We start from the raw sequence: 15,609 nt of genomic DNA on the forward strand, positions 1-15,609 counted from the left end.
CGCGTGCTGGCTACGAGCAGGCGGACAAGCAGTCTCCAGTTGTCAGTGTTCTGCTGAATCCGGGTTTGTCGCACCGGCTTCGGCGAAGGCTCGGGCGTAGCGGGTCCCTGCCAGGAGCAGCAGGACGCCGACCACCAGGAAGGCTGCAACTCGGACGAGGCCATCGAGGGTGGCGAGATCGAAGAGGAACAGCTTGGCCAGGGCGGCTGCGGTGACGAGCAGTCCGGAGCCGAGTGTCAGTTTGGCGACGGCGGCCGAGCGAGACAGATTGCGCAGGCCGAAGAACAGCGCGGCCGTGGCGGCGGCCATCCACAGGATGGTGGCGGCGCTGTGGCCGATGATGAAACCGTCGGCGCTGCCGGTCGCGATGCCGATCGAGACCGCTGCGGCGGTTACCGCATACAGGCCAGCGATGCTCGCTACGACGAACAGTGTCGACTCGTCGGTTCCGCCCTTCGTCATGCCGGGGAGTCTCCGGGCGCACCAGACGCCCTCAACGATGACCGCGAGCGCGAGGACTGCGCCCAGAGCGGTGGCGAGACTCAGATGCAGTTGCGCGAGCCGTTGTCCTGCAAGCACTTCCGGAGTCACGGTGGTGAAGTACGCTACCGATCCGACCAGGGTGAATGCCGCGCCGATGGCGGCGGCAATACGGGAGCGCCGCTGTCCGGCCAACCCGAGGTAGCTCAGCGCCACCAGGAACAGTGCGATGGGCAGGGTCTGCGCTCGCGTCACGCCGACACACGCCTCGAGCAGCGCGAACGAACCGGCGATCGCGGAGACGAATGCGATCGAACCCGGAATCCGCACCAGCTCACGCAATTTCGGCACCATATGCAATGCCGCCACGGCCAACAGGACCGCCGCATAAACGGCCGCGACCAAGGTGGCCGAGTGCCGCTCGAACATCGCGGGGGCGGCCAAGAGCGGAACCGTCGAGAGCGCGAAGCCCAGCGCGGCGACGATATCGCCGGATCGCCTGCGCACCACCAGAACACCGCCGACCAACCCGATCGCCGCAATCGCCACCGCAGCGGTGAGCAGCCAGTACACCCGACCCTGCGCCGGATCGTCGACGACGGCGACGGCAATGGCGAGCAAGGTCGCCGAGGTCGCCGGCACCGTGCGCACCACATGCAGGAACGGCCAATCACGGACCAATTGGACTGGAACACAGGTCAACTGCAACACGATCAGGAATGCGAGCAGCACCAGCTCCGAAGTGACGAACGGCGACAACAACGCCGCACCCGCGACCACAAGCACCGCGAGCGGCTGCGATTGCCACCGCATCGCCAACCCGACCCCTCCCGCCGCAACACCGAGCGCCACCGCGAGCCCGACCACCGGATGCAACCACTGGTAGATCGCCGTCACCGCGACCACATCCAGATACGCTCCGGCGATACCGGTGGCAGCCAAGGAAATTCCACCGACCCGACCACCGACCCGTACGAACACCCGCGCCCCGGCGCCCACCAGCACGGCCGAGAACACCGCCCCGGCAACAACTCTCGGCACCGGCCCGAAGAACCCGGCCTGCGCGGCGAGCACCAACAGCATCACCACCCCGATCAGCGTCACCCCCACCCCGGCCACGGCCAGCACCCGACTGATCATCCCCTCCTGCTGCCACCACGGCGTCTTCGGCGCACGCGCCCCACCCCACCCCGGCGGCCGCGGCGGAACCGCCCCACCTCCCGGTCCACGCGGTCCTGGCGGCACAAATCCGCCGGGCATACCCGAACCCCCCGGCACTCCACCCGGTCCCCCAGCCCACCCGGACATCCCAACACCGCCCGGCGCGCCATACCCAGGCGCCGGCCGCGCCCACCCCGAAGTCCCGGTCGGCGGCATCGGAATCCGCCCCACCCCGCCAGGAACTGGTGCCGACGGCACCGCACCCGCCATCGGCGCGCCAGGCACCGCCCAAGCGACGGGCACCCCCGGCACCGCACCTGCCGCAGGCACGGCCGGAGCGCCCGGAATACCGGCAGAAGCCGACTGCTGCGGCACCGCGCCTGCAGGCACAACCGGAACACCGGGAGTCTCTCCTGCTGTAGGCACAGCTGACGCGGCGTCCCCTGCAAACAAGGCAGCGGTACCCGCGGCCGCTGCATCCGACTTACTCCTTGCGGGCATGGTCGGAGCATCCGACGACGCACCCGCGACAGGTACACCGGAAGCACCAGAGATCGCTTCGGGTGTGGGGGCCATCCGGGCACTCGCGGCGTCCGACCGCGCCGTCGATCTCCGGTCGGCAGACGACTCCCCCGAGACTGCCGATGTGGCGGTTGCATCCTGGCCGCCGCACGCCGACTCAGCCGAAGGAGCTACGGGAGCGTCCGGTAAAACCGTCTGGCCACCGACCGCCCCTGCAGCTCCGGACGCAGGCTCACCGCTGACACCGGGCGGCACCGGGATCGGACCGAGCGGATACTCTCCGCGAACCGAGAAGCCGGTCGACTCCGGCGAAACCGCCGATGCCGCAACCGAATCGGCGACGACCTGCGCTCGCAACAAATCCAGATCCCGGCCGAGGACGCCCATCTGCGTTCCCAACGCGGCGAACTCACCGGACAACCGCGAAATCAGCGCGGGATCGATAGACGAAGTCATGTCTCCAATGCTGATTTCCCGAGCACAATCGAACATGAGTAGAAACCACTGGTACTCATCCGGGATCTACTCGAATTCCATCTGTGCGACCGAGTCAGCCAGGCCCACCGCAGCTACGCGGATCCCCCGCCCGGTCGGGGCAGGGGGTCGGCGCTTACTGCAGGGTGTGGGAGCGCATGTTGGTGACCTGGTAGACCGCATTGATCACCGCGGACCGGGGCGGCATGCGCAGGACACCTGGGGTCGGTTCACCTGCCCAGTGCCAGCCGAGTTGGGAATCGGTGGTGGGGAGCAGCACGTGGCGGCCAGGGGGGATGACGGTCACGTGATGTCCGGCCAGGCAGCGGCGCACGCTGATCTCGACCGGGGTGGCCGGGCTCGGTGGTGCGACGAGGAAGGTCCAGGTGCGTTCGCCGGGTTCGGCGACTACCGGGGCCGTATAGGTCCGGTCGAGGGTGCCCAGGACTTTGCGGCCGAGATCCGATGGCATCACCAGGGCCCCGAGTATGGAGCCGGTGGTGATCATCGGGCGACCCGCCAGCAGTTGGACCGGCAGTCCGTACAGATGTCGCAGCATATGCGCGATTTCGTGGGGCGAGTGACAGCGCTCGAACATGGCCTACTCCTCACCCCGTTCGCAGACCGGGCAGCCCCCTCTGCGTAGCGGACCGTGCTGTTCGCGCGCGCGCTGGGTGTGGCGCGCGGATCGACTGGTCTGGACACCGGGCTCGAACGCGCGATCGGCGCGGAGAGCTCGCACGGTGGTATTCGGCATGGTGATCATTGCCGCCGCCCTTTGCATTCTCAAAGTTGCAGAAAGGCAACGGTATTCCAACCGAGCAGGAACGAGTCGTACGTAATGTCCCACTTCTGGTGAGCGCGATCACTTAACGTCGTACGCTGAAACAAGGATGTAACAAAGGACTTGGCTAAATGGACGATTCGTCGATCGGCGTGCGGATAAGGCTCTTCCGCGGAAAAGCGCTCACGCAGCGCCAACTCGCCGACCAAGCCGGTGTCAGTGTGGATCTGGTGCGCAAACTGGAACAGGGTGGCCGCCAGACCGCGTCTATCGCGAGTCTGCAAAAACTCGCGCGCGCACTGGATGTCGACATCTCCGACCTGGTGGGCAAGCGACACGGCATCCCCTCCGGCAATCCCGATGCCGGTATCGTCGCGATCCGGCGCGCACTGACCCCGGTCGACGATCTGCTCGGCGAGATCCCGGATGAGGACACGATCGGCCTCGACGAGGGCAGTCGCGCAGTCGATTACGCGTGGGGCGCCTACTGGACCGGCCACTACGAACTGCTGGCCTCGATCCTGCCGACCGGACTCACCCAACTGCGGGCAATGGTGCACGCCGCCCGCAACGGCGCGGTCGCATCCGCTAATGAACTACTCGCACGGATGTATTGGGTCACCGGCTGCACCCTGGTCCATCTCGGGCAAACCGATCCGGCGTTCCTCGCGATCCGGCAGGGACTTGCCGCCGCCGAACTCGGCAATGATCCGCTGCTGCTGGCCACCATTCGCGGCTCGGTCGCGTGGCAGCTGCTGGTGCAGGGCCGTTATGAGGAGTCGCGCAAGGTCGCGCTGCGTGCGGCGGCGGAGCTGGAGCCCGAGGGTGACGAAGTCCCGACACACCTGTCCGCGTACGGATCGCTGGTCCTGCAGGGCGCAACCGCGGCTGGTCGATCGCAGGACGTTCCCGAAGCGTTGTCGCTGGTCCAAGCGGCGGGCGAGGTCGCGCTGCGCATCGGCGTCGATCGTCACGATTACGAAACCTATTTCGGTCCTTCCCAAGTCGTCATGCAGACGGTCGATGTGAATATCAGCTCCGAACGCTATCCGGAGGCTCTGACCGCCGCGCAGGATATGCCCGCGAATTGCGGTCTGCCCCAGGCCTCCCGCGCCCGCCACCTCACCGATACAGCCGTCGCCCTGACCCGCACCGGCCAGCACAAGCGGGCCCTTGCCGCCCTGCTCGACGCCGAACGCGTCGGCGGCGCCGACTGGATCAAATACCAGTCCCTGCCCCGCCACATCGTCTCCGAATTACTGGACCACGACCGCCGAGTCCCGTTGCGCGCCTTCGCCCGCCGCATCGGCGTCAATACCTGATCGGCGTCGAGATCCCGCTCGACCACCGCCAGTTCAGCGTCAGCCGCAGGTGCTTTGCCGTATCGCTGCGGGCGCTATCGGCGAGTTGTGCACTGCTGACGAGTGCAGCGGAGACCTTGCGGCTGCAAGAGCAATTGCGCCTCACCCATCGGACTTGCGCGATCCGCGCTACTCGACGGCCAAGCGCACCGAATCTACCTGCCGCCACGCTTCACGCAATTGCCTTTCGCACCTCGAGTTGTCCGGCGACCGACCTCACCGAGTCGGTTCGAGCTAGCTTCCCATCAACTTGCGCCATTGGGCGCGCAGGGAGTGTTTGGCGGTTATCGAGCCGAAGCGGATTCGGCCGTGCACCGCGACGTGCAGTCGGCCGAGTGGTGGGCCGGTGCGGACCTTGTTGTTGACGCCGGAGCCGATCAGGTCGACGGCGTTGAGGTCGACGGTGGCCTCGGCGGGGACGATCAGGGTGAGTGAACTGAGATAGTCGTCGACGTGCACCTCGACGACCTGCGTGGACATGATCGCCTCGGTGAAATCGAGGGTGACGCCGGAGAGCCAGTTGTTCAGATGCAGCGCGGGCGCCACCTGCCAGGGACCGCGGCGATTCACCCCGGACAGTCGGCTGCGGATCACATTCCCTGGCGTGACCTGCGGCGGGACCGATGGCGGCGGGGAGACCCGCTTCGTGAACGCGGGCGAGGAGTTCACGAATGTCGAAGGCGGCGCGGCAGGCCGGCCGACGAGTCGCACACCGGGCAGGTCGACCAGCACGGCATTGAGTTCACCGCGGGTCTTTGCGGCCAGCGCGGTATCCATCCGCTCGGTGAACTCCCCGAGGGAGAGCATGCCGAGCCCGACGGCGCGCTGGAGCAGTTGACCGACATGTTCGCGTTCGGCATCGGAAACACGCAACTCGCGATCGCCGACCATGTCACCGGAGCCGACACCGTTTGATACCGATTCGGGGCCACCCATGAATCCGAGATTACCGAGCCCAGCACCTCCGCCGCATCAGGGCAATCCCCGAGTCCCCATCCCCCTCGGCCCCGATCCCGCCGATTTCCGCACAGATGCCGGACCGTCTCCGCACTCACCACACAGATACGTCGGGCGAGCCAAGCCCGCACATCACCCGGAGCCAGGGGGCACCCACCCCATCCCACCGATTTCAACACAGATGCCGGACCGTCTCCGCACTCACCACACAGGTGCGTCGGCGAACCATGCGCACCTACTCCAGCCCCTGTTCGATCGCATAGCGGGTCAGTTCAACCCGGTTGGCCAACTGCAACTTCCGCAATGTCGCCTGCACGTGGTTCTCCACGGTTCGATGGCTGAGCCCGAGCCGTGACGCAATCTGCTTGGCGGACAAGCCTTTCGCCACCATCCGCAAGACTTCGGTCTCCCGATCGGTGAGTGCGGGCCGATGCGGTTCATCCGGTTCGACCGGCGCGGTCGCCATCCGCCGATACTCACCGAGCACCAGCCCGGCCAGCCCCGGCGTGAACACCGGTTGCCCGGCCGCTGTGGCCCGCACCGCCTCGATCAACTCGCTCGCCGACGCACTCTTGACCAGATAACCCGAGGCCCCCGCCTTGATCGCATCCAGCACATCGGCGCGCTCGGCCGACGCCGACAACACGAGCACCCGGCTCTCCGGCGACACCCGCAGTACCTCCGCAGTCGCCTGGGCCCCATTCCCATCCGGCAACTGCATATCCATCAACACCACTGCAGGCCGCACCGTCGCCGCCCGCCGAGTAGCCGACCCCACCCCGTCCGCCGTCGCGGCAACCACGAATCCCGCCTCGGCCAGATCACGGGAAACCCCATCCCGCCACATCGGATGGTCGTCCACCACCATCACCGAAATCACCTCGGCAGCATCATCGCTGGTCACATCGTCCTCCTACGTGCTCGGGCTCCTGAGCAGCCAGCGGCAACCAATAACCGAACCGCCCCAGTCGCACCACCACGGTCACAACGTCCTCCTCCACACTCAGGCACCTGAGCAGCCAGCGGCAACCAATAACCGAACCGCCCCAGTCGCATCATCACTGGTCACAAGGTCCGCCTCCGCCCGCTCGCGTACCTGCGGGCAAGAAATCGCCTCGACCGCATCACTACTGGTCACAGTGTCCTCCTCCGGACTCGAACGTCCGGAGACACCGACTCCTGCCACACAGCTCCGGCGCGTTCATGCGGCAGCGTCCACACACCGGTCGTCATGCACGACGAATACTTGCGCCAGCACTCACGCGACTCCTCCCGCACGCGGCACCCGAAACTCCCACTCGGTACCGAACCCGGCCCCACCAGCCTCCTCGGTAAGCAACACCGCCGTTCCCCCCAACGTCTCGACGCGACCGATAATGGATCGCGAAACCCCCATTCGCCCCTCGGCTTCCGCCTCTGCCAGGCGTCCCGGCGCAATCCCGACACCGTCATCGCGCACACTGATGATCAGCTCGTCACCGGTATCCTCCAGCAGCACATAAGCTTTCGCATCAGGCCCCGCATGCAGCGCGACATTGGACAGCGCGTTCGCCACCGCCGCCGCGATCTCCCCCGCCGCCCAACGCCCGACCCGCACCGGCTCTCCCGGCGTCGAAACGAACACCGACGGCGTCGCGTGCACCGTCAGCAGCGGCCGCAGATCGACATCCACACCACCGGTATCCCCGTGCCTACCTTGTTCGGAGATCAAAACCCGCAGCGCCACTTCCTGTTCCGCCGCCCGCTGCGCCAATTCCTCGGTGGGACCGCCGATCTCGTTGCCACGCCGCTTGATGTAGCTGAGCACCTGCAGCACGCCGTCGTGCACCTCACGCGCCAGCCGCTCCCGTTCCTCGGCCGCCGCGGTCAACCGAACGGCCCGTTCCAGCTGCCCCTGCGCCCGGCGCGCGGTATTGGCCGCCAGTCCGAGCGCCAGCCCGATGGAGACGAGCACCGGCGCGGTCGCATCGGCCCACACATCCTGGCCCCACTGCTCGCGCACCGTCACGATGACCGCCGCTATCAGCAGCCCGGAGAGCACACCGGCGAGCGGCCCGCGCAGAATCGCCGCGGAGACAACGGCATTGGCGACCCACAGCGTGGTCGGAAGCGTCTGATGACCGTGGTACCAGCCGTAATCGGCGACCAACCGGGTCGAGGCGATCAGCGCGATCACCACCACGTGATCCCCGATCACCACCCACGACCGCAGCCGCGCCACATCGGGAAAGTGCCACTGCGACAACATGAATGCCGACGCACCGGACCACACCGCCATCACCGCGATCAGTACCCAGCTCAGCTGCTGATGGTCGTAGTGCCGCACCGAGGCGATCTGCTGACCGACCGCATAGAGCAGCGTGACCAGCCGCAATGCCTGCACGGCACGCCACAGCGGCGCGGTCGCCGCATCGTCCGCGCTCAGCTCGGCCGCGCCGGCCTCAGTCGGGCCCGGCCGAGTCATCCGACCGGTCCTGCCGGTACATCTCCTTGGTCAGCACCGCATCCACATCGAACCGGCCGGGCTCCGGTTCATCCGGCTCCACCGTGAATCGCCCCCCGTCGCCGGTGTGCAGTTCCTCGAACGCCTCCTCCGGACTCTCCGACAGCAGTGACCGAATCGCGGTATTCATCACCGCGACGAACGGCACCGCCAACAGAGCGCCCGCGATGCCGCCGAGCACGAGGCCCGCGGCAATGGCGAGCACCACCGCGAGCGGATGGATGCTCACCGCCCGCCCGAGCAGCAACGGTTGCAGCACATGGCTTTCCAGCTGCATCACCGCGATAATGATGCCGAGCACGATGACCGCGGTCACCCAGCCCTTGGTCACCAGTGCGATGAATACCGCGATGGTCCCGGCCAGGAATGCACCCACTATCGGGATGAACGCGCTGATGAACACCAGCGATGCCAACGGCAATGCCAGCGGCACCCCGAGAATCGCCAGACCGGCCCCGATGCCGATGGCATCGACGAGCGCCACCACCACGGTCGCGCGGACGAATCCGACCAGCGTGCCGAAGCCGAGTTGCCCTGCGGTGCGCACCTTTTCCCGATGCGGGGTCGGCACGATCCGGGTGACGAAGTGCCAGATCTGATCGCCGCCGTAGAGGAAGAAGATGAGAATGAACAGGGTCAGGAACGCACCGGTGAGGACGTGCCCGATCACCGTCGCGGTGGTCAATGCCCCGCTGGTGAGACCTTCCCTGTTCGATTGGATCGTTTTGACGATCGTGTCGCCCGCATTCCGAATCTGCTCATTGCTCAGATGCAGCGGACCGTTGATCAGCCAATCCTGAATCTCGTGGACGCTGTGGGTGATTTCGTCGGACAGCTGCGGTACGCCCTCGATGAACTGCTCGACGACGAAGGTCATGATCCCCGCGACCATCCCGAGCGATCCGACCAGCGCGACGAAGACCCCCACCGACCTGGGCACCCCGAGCCGCTGCATCCAATCCACCAGCGGCGCCAGCATTGCGGCCGCCAATAGGCCGATGGCAAGCGGTATCACCACCGTCGCCAACTTCTGCACGACCATCGTGATCGCGATCAGCGCGGCGAACATCACCAGCAGCCGCCACGCCCACTCGGCGGAAACCCGGACAAACGGATGTACAGAATCAGCAGCCGACCGCGCAGCAGTGGCTTTTCCGAGAGCACTAACCTTCTGGTCGGTCATCTCCGCGAGCCTAATGGCTGATCCTTTCGAGCGACCTGCAAGCAGTGGCTATGGCCAGAGCGCCGCGGACATGCTCGAATGAGCTGAACGCTAGATTGGTCATCGTGTCAGCGCCCTTGGAAGCGGTCAAACAGACCATGCGAACGCGCTGGCCGCTGTACCTGACATCGATGCTGTTGGCCAATGCCTTCGGTGCGGTCCTGGTGTGGGCGTTCGTCCAATATGGACTCCCGGTTCCCGAAGGTGAGGCGGCCGGTGCGCGACGCGCCGGCTTGGTGATTCCCGGTCTGGTTTTCACCACCGGTGGTTTGCTGAGCCTTGCCGCTTCGGCGCTGATGCTGCGTCCGGTCATGCGCTGGCAGATGCGCGGTGGGCCGCCCAGCCACCAAGAGCAGATGGCCGCACTGCACGCGCCGCTGCGCCAGGCGATCCTGCATCTGGTGCTGTGGTTGATCGGCGGCGCCATCCTGGCGGCCACCATCATCGTGGACGCGCCGGAGCTGGCGGGTGCCGTCATCGTCACCGAGTGTATGGCCGCGACGATCGTCTTCGGTTTCACCTACATGCTCGGTGAACGGATTCTGCGCCCGGTCGCCGCGCAGGCCCTCACCGAGGGCTCGTTCGACCACACGCTGACCCCGGGCGTCGGCACCAGGATGGGGATGACCTGGGGCATGGGCACCTTCGCGCCCACCATCGCCATCGTGCTGCTGTGCGTCACCCAGATCTCCTCGGACGTGAAGTTCTCCGCGCAGTCGCTGGCCATCTCCATTCTGCTGCTGTGCGGCGTGGTGATCATGCAGGCGCTGGCGCTATCGATGCTGACCGGATCCAGCATCTCCGACCCGGTGCGCCAGCTCAGCCAGGCCATCGACCGGGTGCAGGAGGGCGCTCGCGACGTGCAAGTCGAGGTATTCGACGGCAGCGAGATCGGACTGCTGCAGGTCGGCTTCAACCGCATGATGGAAGAGGCCGCCAAGCGCCGCCAGCTGCAGGAACTCTTCGGCCAGCATGTCGGCGAGGAAGTGGCGCAGCGCGCACTCGACTACGGCACCGAACTCGGCGGCGAGACCCGATTCGTCGCCGTGCTGTTCGTCGATATGGTCGGGTCCACCGCGACCGCCGCGGAGCGACCCCCGACCGAGGTGGTCAGCCTGCTCAACGAATTCTTCCGCATCGTGGTCGACGTCATCGACCGGCACCACGGCTTCGTCAACAAATTCGTCGGCGACGCCGCACTGGCGATCTTCGGCGCTCCGCTGGACCGCCCGGACGCACCGACCGCCGCCCTGGCCGCCGCCCGTGAACTGCGCGAAGTCCTGCGCGAGGTGCCCGGACTCGATATCGGTCTCGGAGTTTCGGCGGGCCTGGCCGTCGCCGGGAATATCGGTGCCGCAAACCGTTTCGAATACACCGTGATCGGCGATCCGGTGAACGAGGCATCACGCCTGACCGAACTGGCCAAGGATCAACCCGGCCGGGTACTCGCCTCGGGCAGCGCGCTGTATTTCGCCGATGAAAAAGAGCAGGGCTTTTGGCTGACGGGCGAGGAAGTCCAGCTGCGCGGGCGGCGACGCAAGACCAGGTTGGCCTGGCCGAAGGATGGGACCGCGGTGCAAGCTGGTTTTTTCGAGCGACCTGCAAGCAGTCGCTAGCGGCGGGGCCCGGAGGAGGCTGCCTGCGTAACCACCGACGGCCCCGGGAACACCGCCGATCAGATATTGGCTCCGCACGTCGATGCAGACAGCGAAACAGCCGGTTCGTTAGGCTGACCGCGTGACGGCCAATGGGGAACTAGCCGGCGAGCCCGCGCCGCGGCCGTCCGACGACCCCGATAGACCGGCGAAACGTGGTCGCCGGAGCAAATTCTGGTGGGTCAAATGGGTCGCAGGCATCGCCCTACTGGCATTGCTGATCGGCGAGGGTTACTACCTCTGGCCACGATTACACGATTCCTGGAATAACCTCACCGAAATTCATTGGGGCTGGGTCGCCGTCTGTATCTGGTTGCAGGCACTGTCGATGAGCGGATTCAGCAGGGTGCAGAAGCAACTGCTGCATGCGGGCGGCGTCGAGGTCCGTCAGCACAAATCCGTCGCCGTCGTCTACGGCGCCACCGCCATGTCGGTCACGCTGCCTGCCGGACAGGTGTTCTCCACCGCCTTCACTTATCGCCAGACCCGCCGGTGGGGCGCGAATCCGATCGTCGCCTCCTGGCAGTTGGTGACGTCGGGTGTGATCGCGACCGCCGGACTTGCACTGCTCGGTGTCGGTGGTGCGCTGCTGGTGGGCGACCGGGTCGGGCCGTTCAAGCTCATATTGTCGCTGGCCGGTGTGATCGCGCTGGTGTGGGCGGGCAACCACCTGTCGAAGAATCCGGGCGCGCTGGAAGCCGTGCTGCGCCGCGGGCTCGCGCTGCTCAACCGGATCCGCAAGCGACCCGCCAAGCAGGGCATGAACAAGATCGCCGATGTGCTCTCGCAGCTGGAATCGGTGGATCTCGGCAAGCGCGACGGGGCAATGGTCGCGAGTTGGGCGCTGGTGCACCGCTTCGCCGATGTGGCCTGTCTCGGCGCTGCCTGCTACGCGATCGGTGCCGATCCGAAGCTGGCCGGTCTGCTGATCGCATTCACCGTGGGCAAGGCCGTCGGCTCGATCCCGTTCGCACCCGGCGGCATCGTCTACGTCGACGCGACCCTCATCTACGGTCTGACCGCGGGCGCGACCCTGCCCGCCTCCCAGGCCGTCGCCGCCGCCTTCGTCTACCGCCTGGTGAGTTTCGTCCTGGTCGCGATCATCGGCTGGATCGTCTTCGCCTTCCTGTTCCGCACTCCGCAGGCCGATGATGCCGAATTCGAGAAGGAGTTCGAACAGCGCCGCACGCTGTGACAGCTCTGTTTTTGGCCGCGTGGCCGCGGCGGGTTCGCGGCCCCCGGGTGTCTCGCGTCCGAGCCGTCGAGACTGGCGACTTCGTCGCATGCGCTTCGACGGCTCGGACGCGAGACGGGCCGCGAACGGTCGCTCGTAAGACTCGCTCCGTGCGGGGTGATCAGTGCTTGAACGGAATTTGTCAGGCCAGGCACGCGGGTCGGGTGGCTGGCGTCCGGGTCGTCGAGACTTGCTTCTGCGGCGCATGCGTTTCGACGGGGCGGACGCGAGAGATGGGCCGCGAACTCCTCGCTCGTAAGCATCTCGCTCCGTGCGGGGTGGTCAGTGCTTGAACGGAATTTGTCAGGCCAGGCACGCGGGTCGGGTGGCTGGCGTCCGGGTCGTCGAGACTTGCTTCTGCGGCGCATGCGTTTCGACGGGGCGGACGCGAGAGATGGGCCGCGAACTCCTCGCTCGTAAGCATCTCGCTCCGTGCGGGGTGGTCAGTGCTTGAACGGAATTTGTCAGGCCAGGCACGCGGGTCGGGTGGCTGGCGTCCGGGTCGTCGAGACTTGCTTCTGCGGCGCATGCGTTTCGACGGGGCGGACGCGAGAGATGGGCCGCGAACTCCTCGCTCGTAAGCATCTCGCTCCGTGCGGGGTGGTCAGTGTTTGAACGGAATTTGTCAGGCCAGGCACGTGGGTCGGGTGGGTGGCGTCCGGGTCGTCGAGACTTGCTTCTGCGGCGCATGCGTTTCGACGGGGCGGACGCGAGAGATGGGCCGCGAACTCCTCGCTCGTAAGCATCTCGCTCCGTGCGGGGTGGTCAGTGTTTGAACGGAATTTGTCAGGCCAGGCACGTGGGTCGGGTGGGTGGCGTCCGGGTCGTCGAGACTTGCTTCTGCGGCGCATGCGTTTCGACGGGGCGGACGCGAGAGATGGGCCGCGAACTCGTCGCTCGTAAGAGCATCTCGCTCCGTTGGGGTCAACGGTGTGCGAACGGTTCAGGCGGCGAGACGCTGGTGGGCGAGCAAGGGCCCGGACCTGATCGGCGGGTGTCACGTATCAGGTGCGGCCGCGGGCACTACTACGCTGGCCAGCGTGAGGAAACTGGTGCCGTTGGTGGTGGACGCACTGCTGGTGATCTTGTTCTGCGCGATCGGGCGGCGCAGCCATGACGAGGCGGTTCTCACCGGACTGCTGAAGACGGTGTGGCCGTTCGCCATCGGACTCGCGATCGGCTGGGTGATCGCGGTCGCCGTGGCCGGTCGGGTAAAGGGGGAGGTCGACGGAACCGCCTTGTGGCCCACCGGGGTTCTGGTCTGGCTCGGCACACTGTGCGGCGGCATGCTGTTGCGCGTGATCAGCGGTCAGGGCACGGCATTCAGTTTCATCATCGTCGCGGCGTGTGTGCTCGCGCTGTTCCTGCTCGGCTGGCGCGCCGCCTTCCGTGCCATCAACTGATCACGGTTCCGGGTGGGCCAGCGATTGGAACAGCCTGGCCGCCATCCGCGCGGTAGCATCGCCGCTGTCGGCGTCGTTGATGTGGATCGCCAGTGCCAAATCCCCCGCGTTCGCGATAAGCCATGCGTCATTGCCCGCAGTGGCCATGAATCCGATGACATCGCGGTAGGACCGCAGCGGCGCGAACTCGGGTCGGCCCGCGCCGTCGCGCAACATCGCGCGCAGCCGATCGGTGAGCTCCGGTGACATCTCGGGGACCTGTGCATCCGTGGCGCTCGGGTGTCCGGCCTCGATCATCGGCGGCGGCACCTGCCCGCGTGCGATGGCGGCCGCGGCGATCGCCATACCGAATGGGCTGGCCAGCACCGCATCCGTACCACCGCCCTGGCGCACCTGCTCGGCACTGCGACCCGCGATCGCGACCCGGCCGGTCACCTCGTCCAGTCCCGGCACCTTGTAATCGACGCCGACGCCGAGATTCGGCGCGGATTCGGCCGCATCCTGCACCGAGACATCCTGCGGCGCCTTGTTCTTCAGCACCGCGGCGACATTGCGGAACAGATCGATATTGGTGCCGACCGGATAGAGCCCGGTGAACGCGACCGAACCGTGCTCACTGGCCTGCGTATTCTGCGCCACCGCCACGACCGCGCCGCTGGACGGCTGGATCGCAACGATCGAGGCGGGCGTCCCCACGCTCACCACCGCATCCTCGGCGGCACGCTGCAGGCGCTGATCCATGGTAGCCGCGATATCCGGACCGGGCGGGCCCTGGTAACCGGCGATCTGGCCGACGAAACGTCCGTCCTGTTCGAAAATCTGCACACCCCAACCGGAGTGCAGATCCTGGCTGTCCTGCCACACTTTGCGCAGCGCGTCCAGCATCGGCGACCAGGTCCGGCGGTCGGCGGAGATCAACCGCGGCTGCTTCTCCATGACCACGCCGGGCACCCGGGCCAGCGCGGATTCCAGGATCGCGAAATCGGGTTCGCGCAGATTCACCGCGATGATCGGCTTGCCCTGTGAGGTCGACAGCTGCTGCATCAGCGACGCTCCGGTGATCAGCGGTGCGACCGGTGCGATGGCCTTGGCGAGCGCGTCGGTCGAGGCCACCGGGTCGGTCGTCTTGGCGGGATCGAGTGTTACCACATTGATGACCTGCTCGGTCATCAGCGCGTCGCCGACGACGTCCTTGACCCGCGGCGGCGGGGTGGGCGTGGTGCGCACGAGCCGGACGGTGCGGTTGTGGTCCAGCTGCGGCATGACGACTGCGGGATCCCAGGAGATGCGCCAGCCGATCGCCAACTTCCGCACGTTGCCCTGCAGGCTGTATCGCCAGGTCTTGTTCTCGCCGAAGTTCCAGGCGACGTCCATGCTGAACAGGCCCGCCTCGCGGTCCAGGTCGATGAATTGGGTTTTCTGGTAGTCGACCTTGCCCGGCTGCAATCCAGCGAACATCTGCTTCAGTGTTGCGGACGCGGCCGTGGGATAAGAGGTGAGCTCCGCGGCCTTTGCATAGTTCTGCTCGTCGAGCAGTGCGGTGAAGCGATCGACGACGTACTCGGCTTCATTGCGCTTCGCCTCGGAACCACATGCCCCGATCGCGATAGCCAGCGCCACCACCCCCGAGAGTGCGATTGCGCCCCGGACGCGATAGCGGCGGGATCCCCACACATCCATGTCGCCCACTCTTCACTCTTGTCACTTCAGTAACAAGACCACCGTACCTGAAATTAGCTGCCCGCCGCGCCGCGGTGACCGGACGTTACCCATGCTCAGTATCTCCGATTGTTCCCGAAGCCCGTGCTTCGGCTGGTCGATCATGGACGTTCCCCGGTCCCGTTGCGACACCC

11 protein-coding genes are annotated in these 15,609 nt (G+C 66.5%); 4 read left to right on the forward strand and 7 right to left on the reverse strand.

Annotation, left to right across the window (positions count from 1 at the left end; genetic code table 11):
* Positions 1 to 42: 42 nt before the first annotated feature.
* Positions 43 to 1,620: a DUF2339 domain-containing protein gene (locus ACQPXH_RS31970; protein WP_433600124.1), complete on the reverse strand. Its 1,578-nt coding sequence runs from the start codon at positions 1,618 to 1,620 to the stop codon at positions 43 to 45.
* A 1,153-nt stretch (positions 1,621 to 2,773) separates the two neighbouring features.
* Positions 2,774 to 3,235, reverse strand: a complete 462-nt coding sequence (locus ACQPXH_RS31975; protein ID WP_433600125.1) for a hypothetical protein — start codon at positions 3,233 to 3,235, stop codon at positions 2,774 to 2,776.
* 317 nt (positions 3,236 to 3,552) lie between these two features.
* Between ACQPXH_RS31975 and ACQPXH_RS31980 the strand changes: the two genes are divergently transcribed.
* Positions 3,553 to 4,743 carry a helix-turn-helix domain-containing protein gene (locus tag ACQPXH_RS31980; RefSeq protein WP_433600126.1) on the forward strand — a complete coding sequence of 397 codons (1,191 nt, stop codon included), beginning with the start codon at positions 3,553 to 3,555 and terminating at the stop codon, positions 4,741 to 4,743.
* A 273-nt stretch (positions 4,744 to 5,016) separates the two neighbouring features.
* On the opposite strand, the gene ACQPXH_RS31985 is transcribed toward ACQPXH_RS31980, so the two are convergent.
* From ACQPXH_RS31985 to ACQPXH_RS32000, 4 genes are all read right to left on the reverse strand, one after another.
* Entirely contained in the window at positions 5,017 to 5,718 is a 702-nt protein-coding gene (locus ACQPXH_RS31985; RefSeq protein ID WP_433600127.1) for a DUF1707 SHOCT-like domain-containing protein, read from the reverse strand.
* A gap of 256 nt (positions 5,719 to 5,974) precedes the next feature.
* Positions 5,975 to 6,607, reverse strand: coding sequence for a response regulator (locus ACQPXH_RS31990; protein WP_433603654.1), 633 nt, complete (start codon positions 6,605 to 6,607; stop codon positions 5,975 to 5,977).
* A gap of 390 nt (positions 6,608 to 6,997) precedes the next feature.
* A complete protein-coding gene (macS, locus tag ACQPXH_RS31995) occupies positions 6,998 to 8,203 on the reverse strand; it encodes a MacS family sensor histidine kinase (protein WP_433600128.1) in 1,206 nt (401 codons plus the stop codon).
* Positions 8,181 to 9,425 carry an AI-2E family transporter gene (locus ACQPXH_RS32000; protein ID WP_433600129.1) on the reverse strand — a complete coding sequence of 415 codons (1,245 nt, stop codon included), beginning with the start codon at positions 9,423 to 9,425 and terminating at the stop codon, positions 8,181 to 8,183. The genes macS and ACQPXH_RS32000 overlap by 23 nt, the downstream gene beginning before the upstream one ends.
* Before the next feature lie 137 nt (positions 9,426 to 9,562).
* Here ACQPXH_RS32000 and ACQPXH_RS32005 point away from each other — a divergent pair, with 137 nt between their 5' ends.
* From ACQPXH_RS32005 to ACQPXH_RS32015, 3 genes are all read left to right on the forward strand, one after another.
* Entirely contained in the window at positions 9,563 to 11,080 is a 1,518-nt protein-coding gene (locus tag ACQPXH_RS32005; protein WP_433603655.1) for an adenylate/guanylate cyclase domain-containing protein, read from the forward strand.
* 121 nt (positions 11,081 to 11,201) lie between these two features.
* Positions 11,202 to 12,314: a lysylphosphatidylglycerol synthase transmembrane domain-containing protein gene (locus ACQPXH_RS32010; RefSeq protein WP_433600130.1), complete on the forward strand. Its 1,113-nt coding sequence runs from the start codon at positions 11,202 to 11,204 to the stop codon at positions 12,312 to 12,314.
* Positions 12,315 to 13,393: 1,079 nt separating this feature from the next.
* Complete coding sequence (locus ACQPXH_RS32015; protein WP_433603656.1) at positions 13,394 to 13,756, forward strand: DUF3054 domain-containing protein; 363 nt, start codon at positions 13,394 to 13,396, stop codon at positions 13,754 to 13,756.
* Here the strand turns inward: ACQPXH_RS32015 and ACQPXH_RS32020 are convergent, their stop codons facing one another.
* The gene (locus ACQPXH_RS32020; protein ID WP_433600131.1) at positions 13,757 to 15,436 is read right to left on the reverse strand and encodes an NTF2-like N-terminal transpeptidase domain-containing protein; all 1,680 of its coding nucleotides are present in this window, start codon (positions 15,434 to 15,436) and stop codon (positions 13,757 to 13,759) included.
* Positions 15,437 to 15,609: the final 173 nt, after the last annotated feature.

It is taken from the genome of Nocardia sp. CA-135953 (genome assembly GCF_050955735.1).
Lineage (GTDB): Bacteria > Actinomycetota > Actinomycetes > Mycobacteriales > Mycobacteriaceae > Nocardia.

What these genes read in the sequence shown, in the direction of transcription:
- ACQPXH_RS31970 (WP_433600124.1), bottom strand. Translation starts at nt 1,620, where the DNA reads ATGATCAGTCGGGTGCTGGCCGTGGCCGGGGTGGGGGTGACGCTGATC.
- ACQPXH_RS31975 (WP_433600125.1), bottom strand. Translation starts at nt 3,235, where the DNA reads ATGTTCGAGCGCTGTCACTCGCCCCACGAAATCGCGCATATGCTGCGA.
- ACQPXH_RS31980 (WP_433600126.1), top strand. Translation starts at nt 3,553, where the DNA reads ATGGACGATTCGTCGATCGGCGTGCGGATAAGGCTCTTCCGCGGAAAA.
- ACQPXH_RS31985 (WP_433600127.1), bottom strand. Translation starts at nt 5,718, where the DNA reads ATGGGTGGCCCCGAATCGGTATCAAACGGTGTCGGCTCCGGTGACATG.
- ACQPXH_RS31990 (WP_433603654.1), bottom strand. Translation starts at nt 6,607, where the DNA reads ATGGTGGTGGACGACCATCCGATGTGGCGGGATGGGGTTTCCCGTGAT.
- macS (WP_433600128.1), bottom strand. Translation starts at nt 8,203, where the DNA reads ATGACTCGGCCGGGCCCGACTGAGGCCGGCGCGGCCGAGCTGAGCGCG.
- ACQPXH_RS32000 (WP_433600129.1), bottom strand. Translation starts at nt 9,425, where the DNA reads ATGACCGACCAGAAGGTTAGTGCTCTCGGAAAAGCCACTGCTGCGCGG.
- ACQPXH_RS32005 (WP_433603655.1), top strand. Translation starts at nt 9,563, where the DNA reads ATGCGAACGCGCTGGCCGCTGTACCTGACATCGATGCTGTTGGCCAAT.
- ACQPXH_RS32020 (WP_433600131.1), bottom strand. Translation starts at nt 15,436, where the DNA reads ATGGATGTGTGGGGATCCCGCCGCTATCGCGTCCGGGGCGCAATCGCA.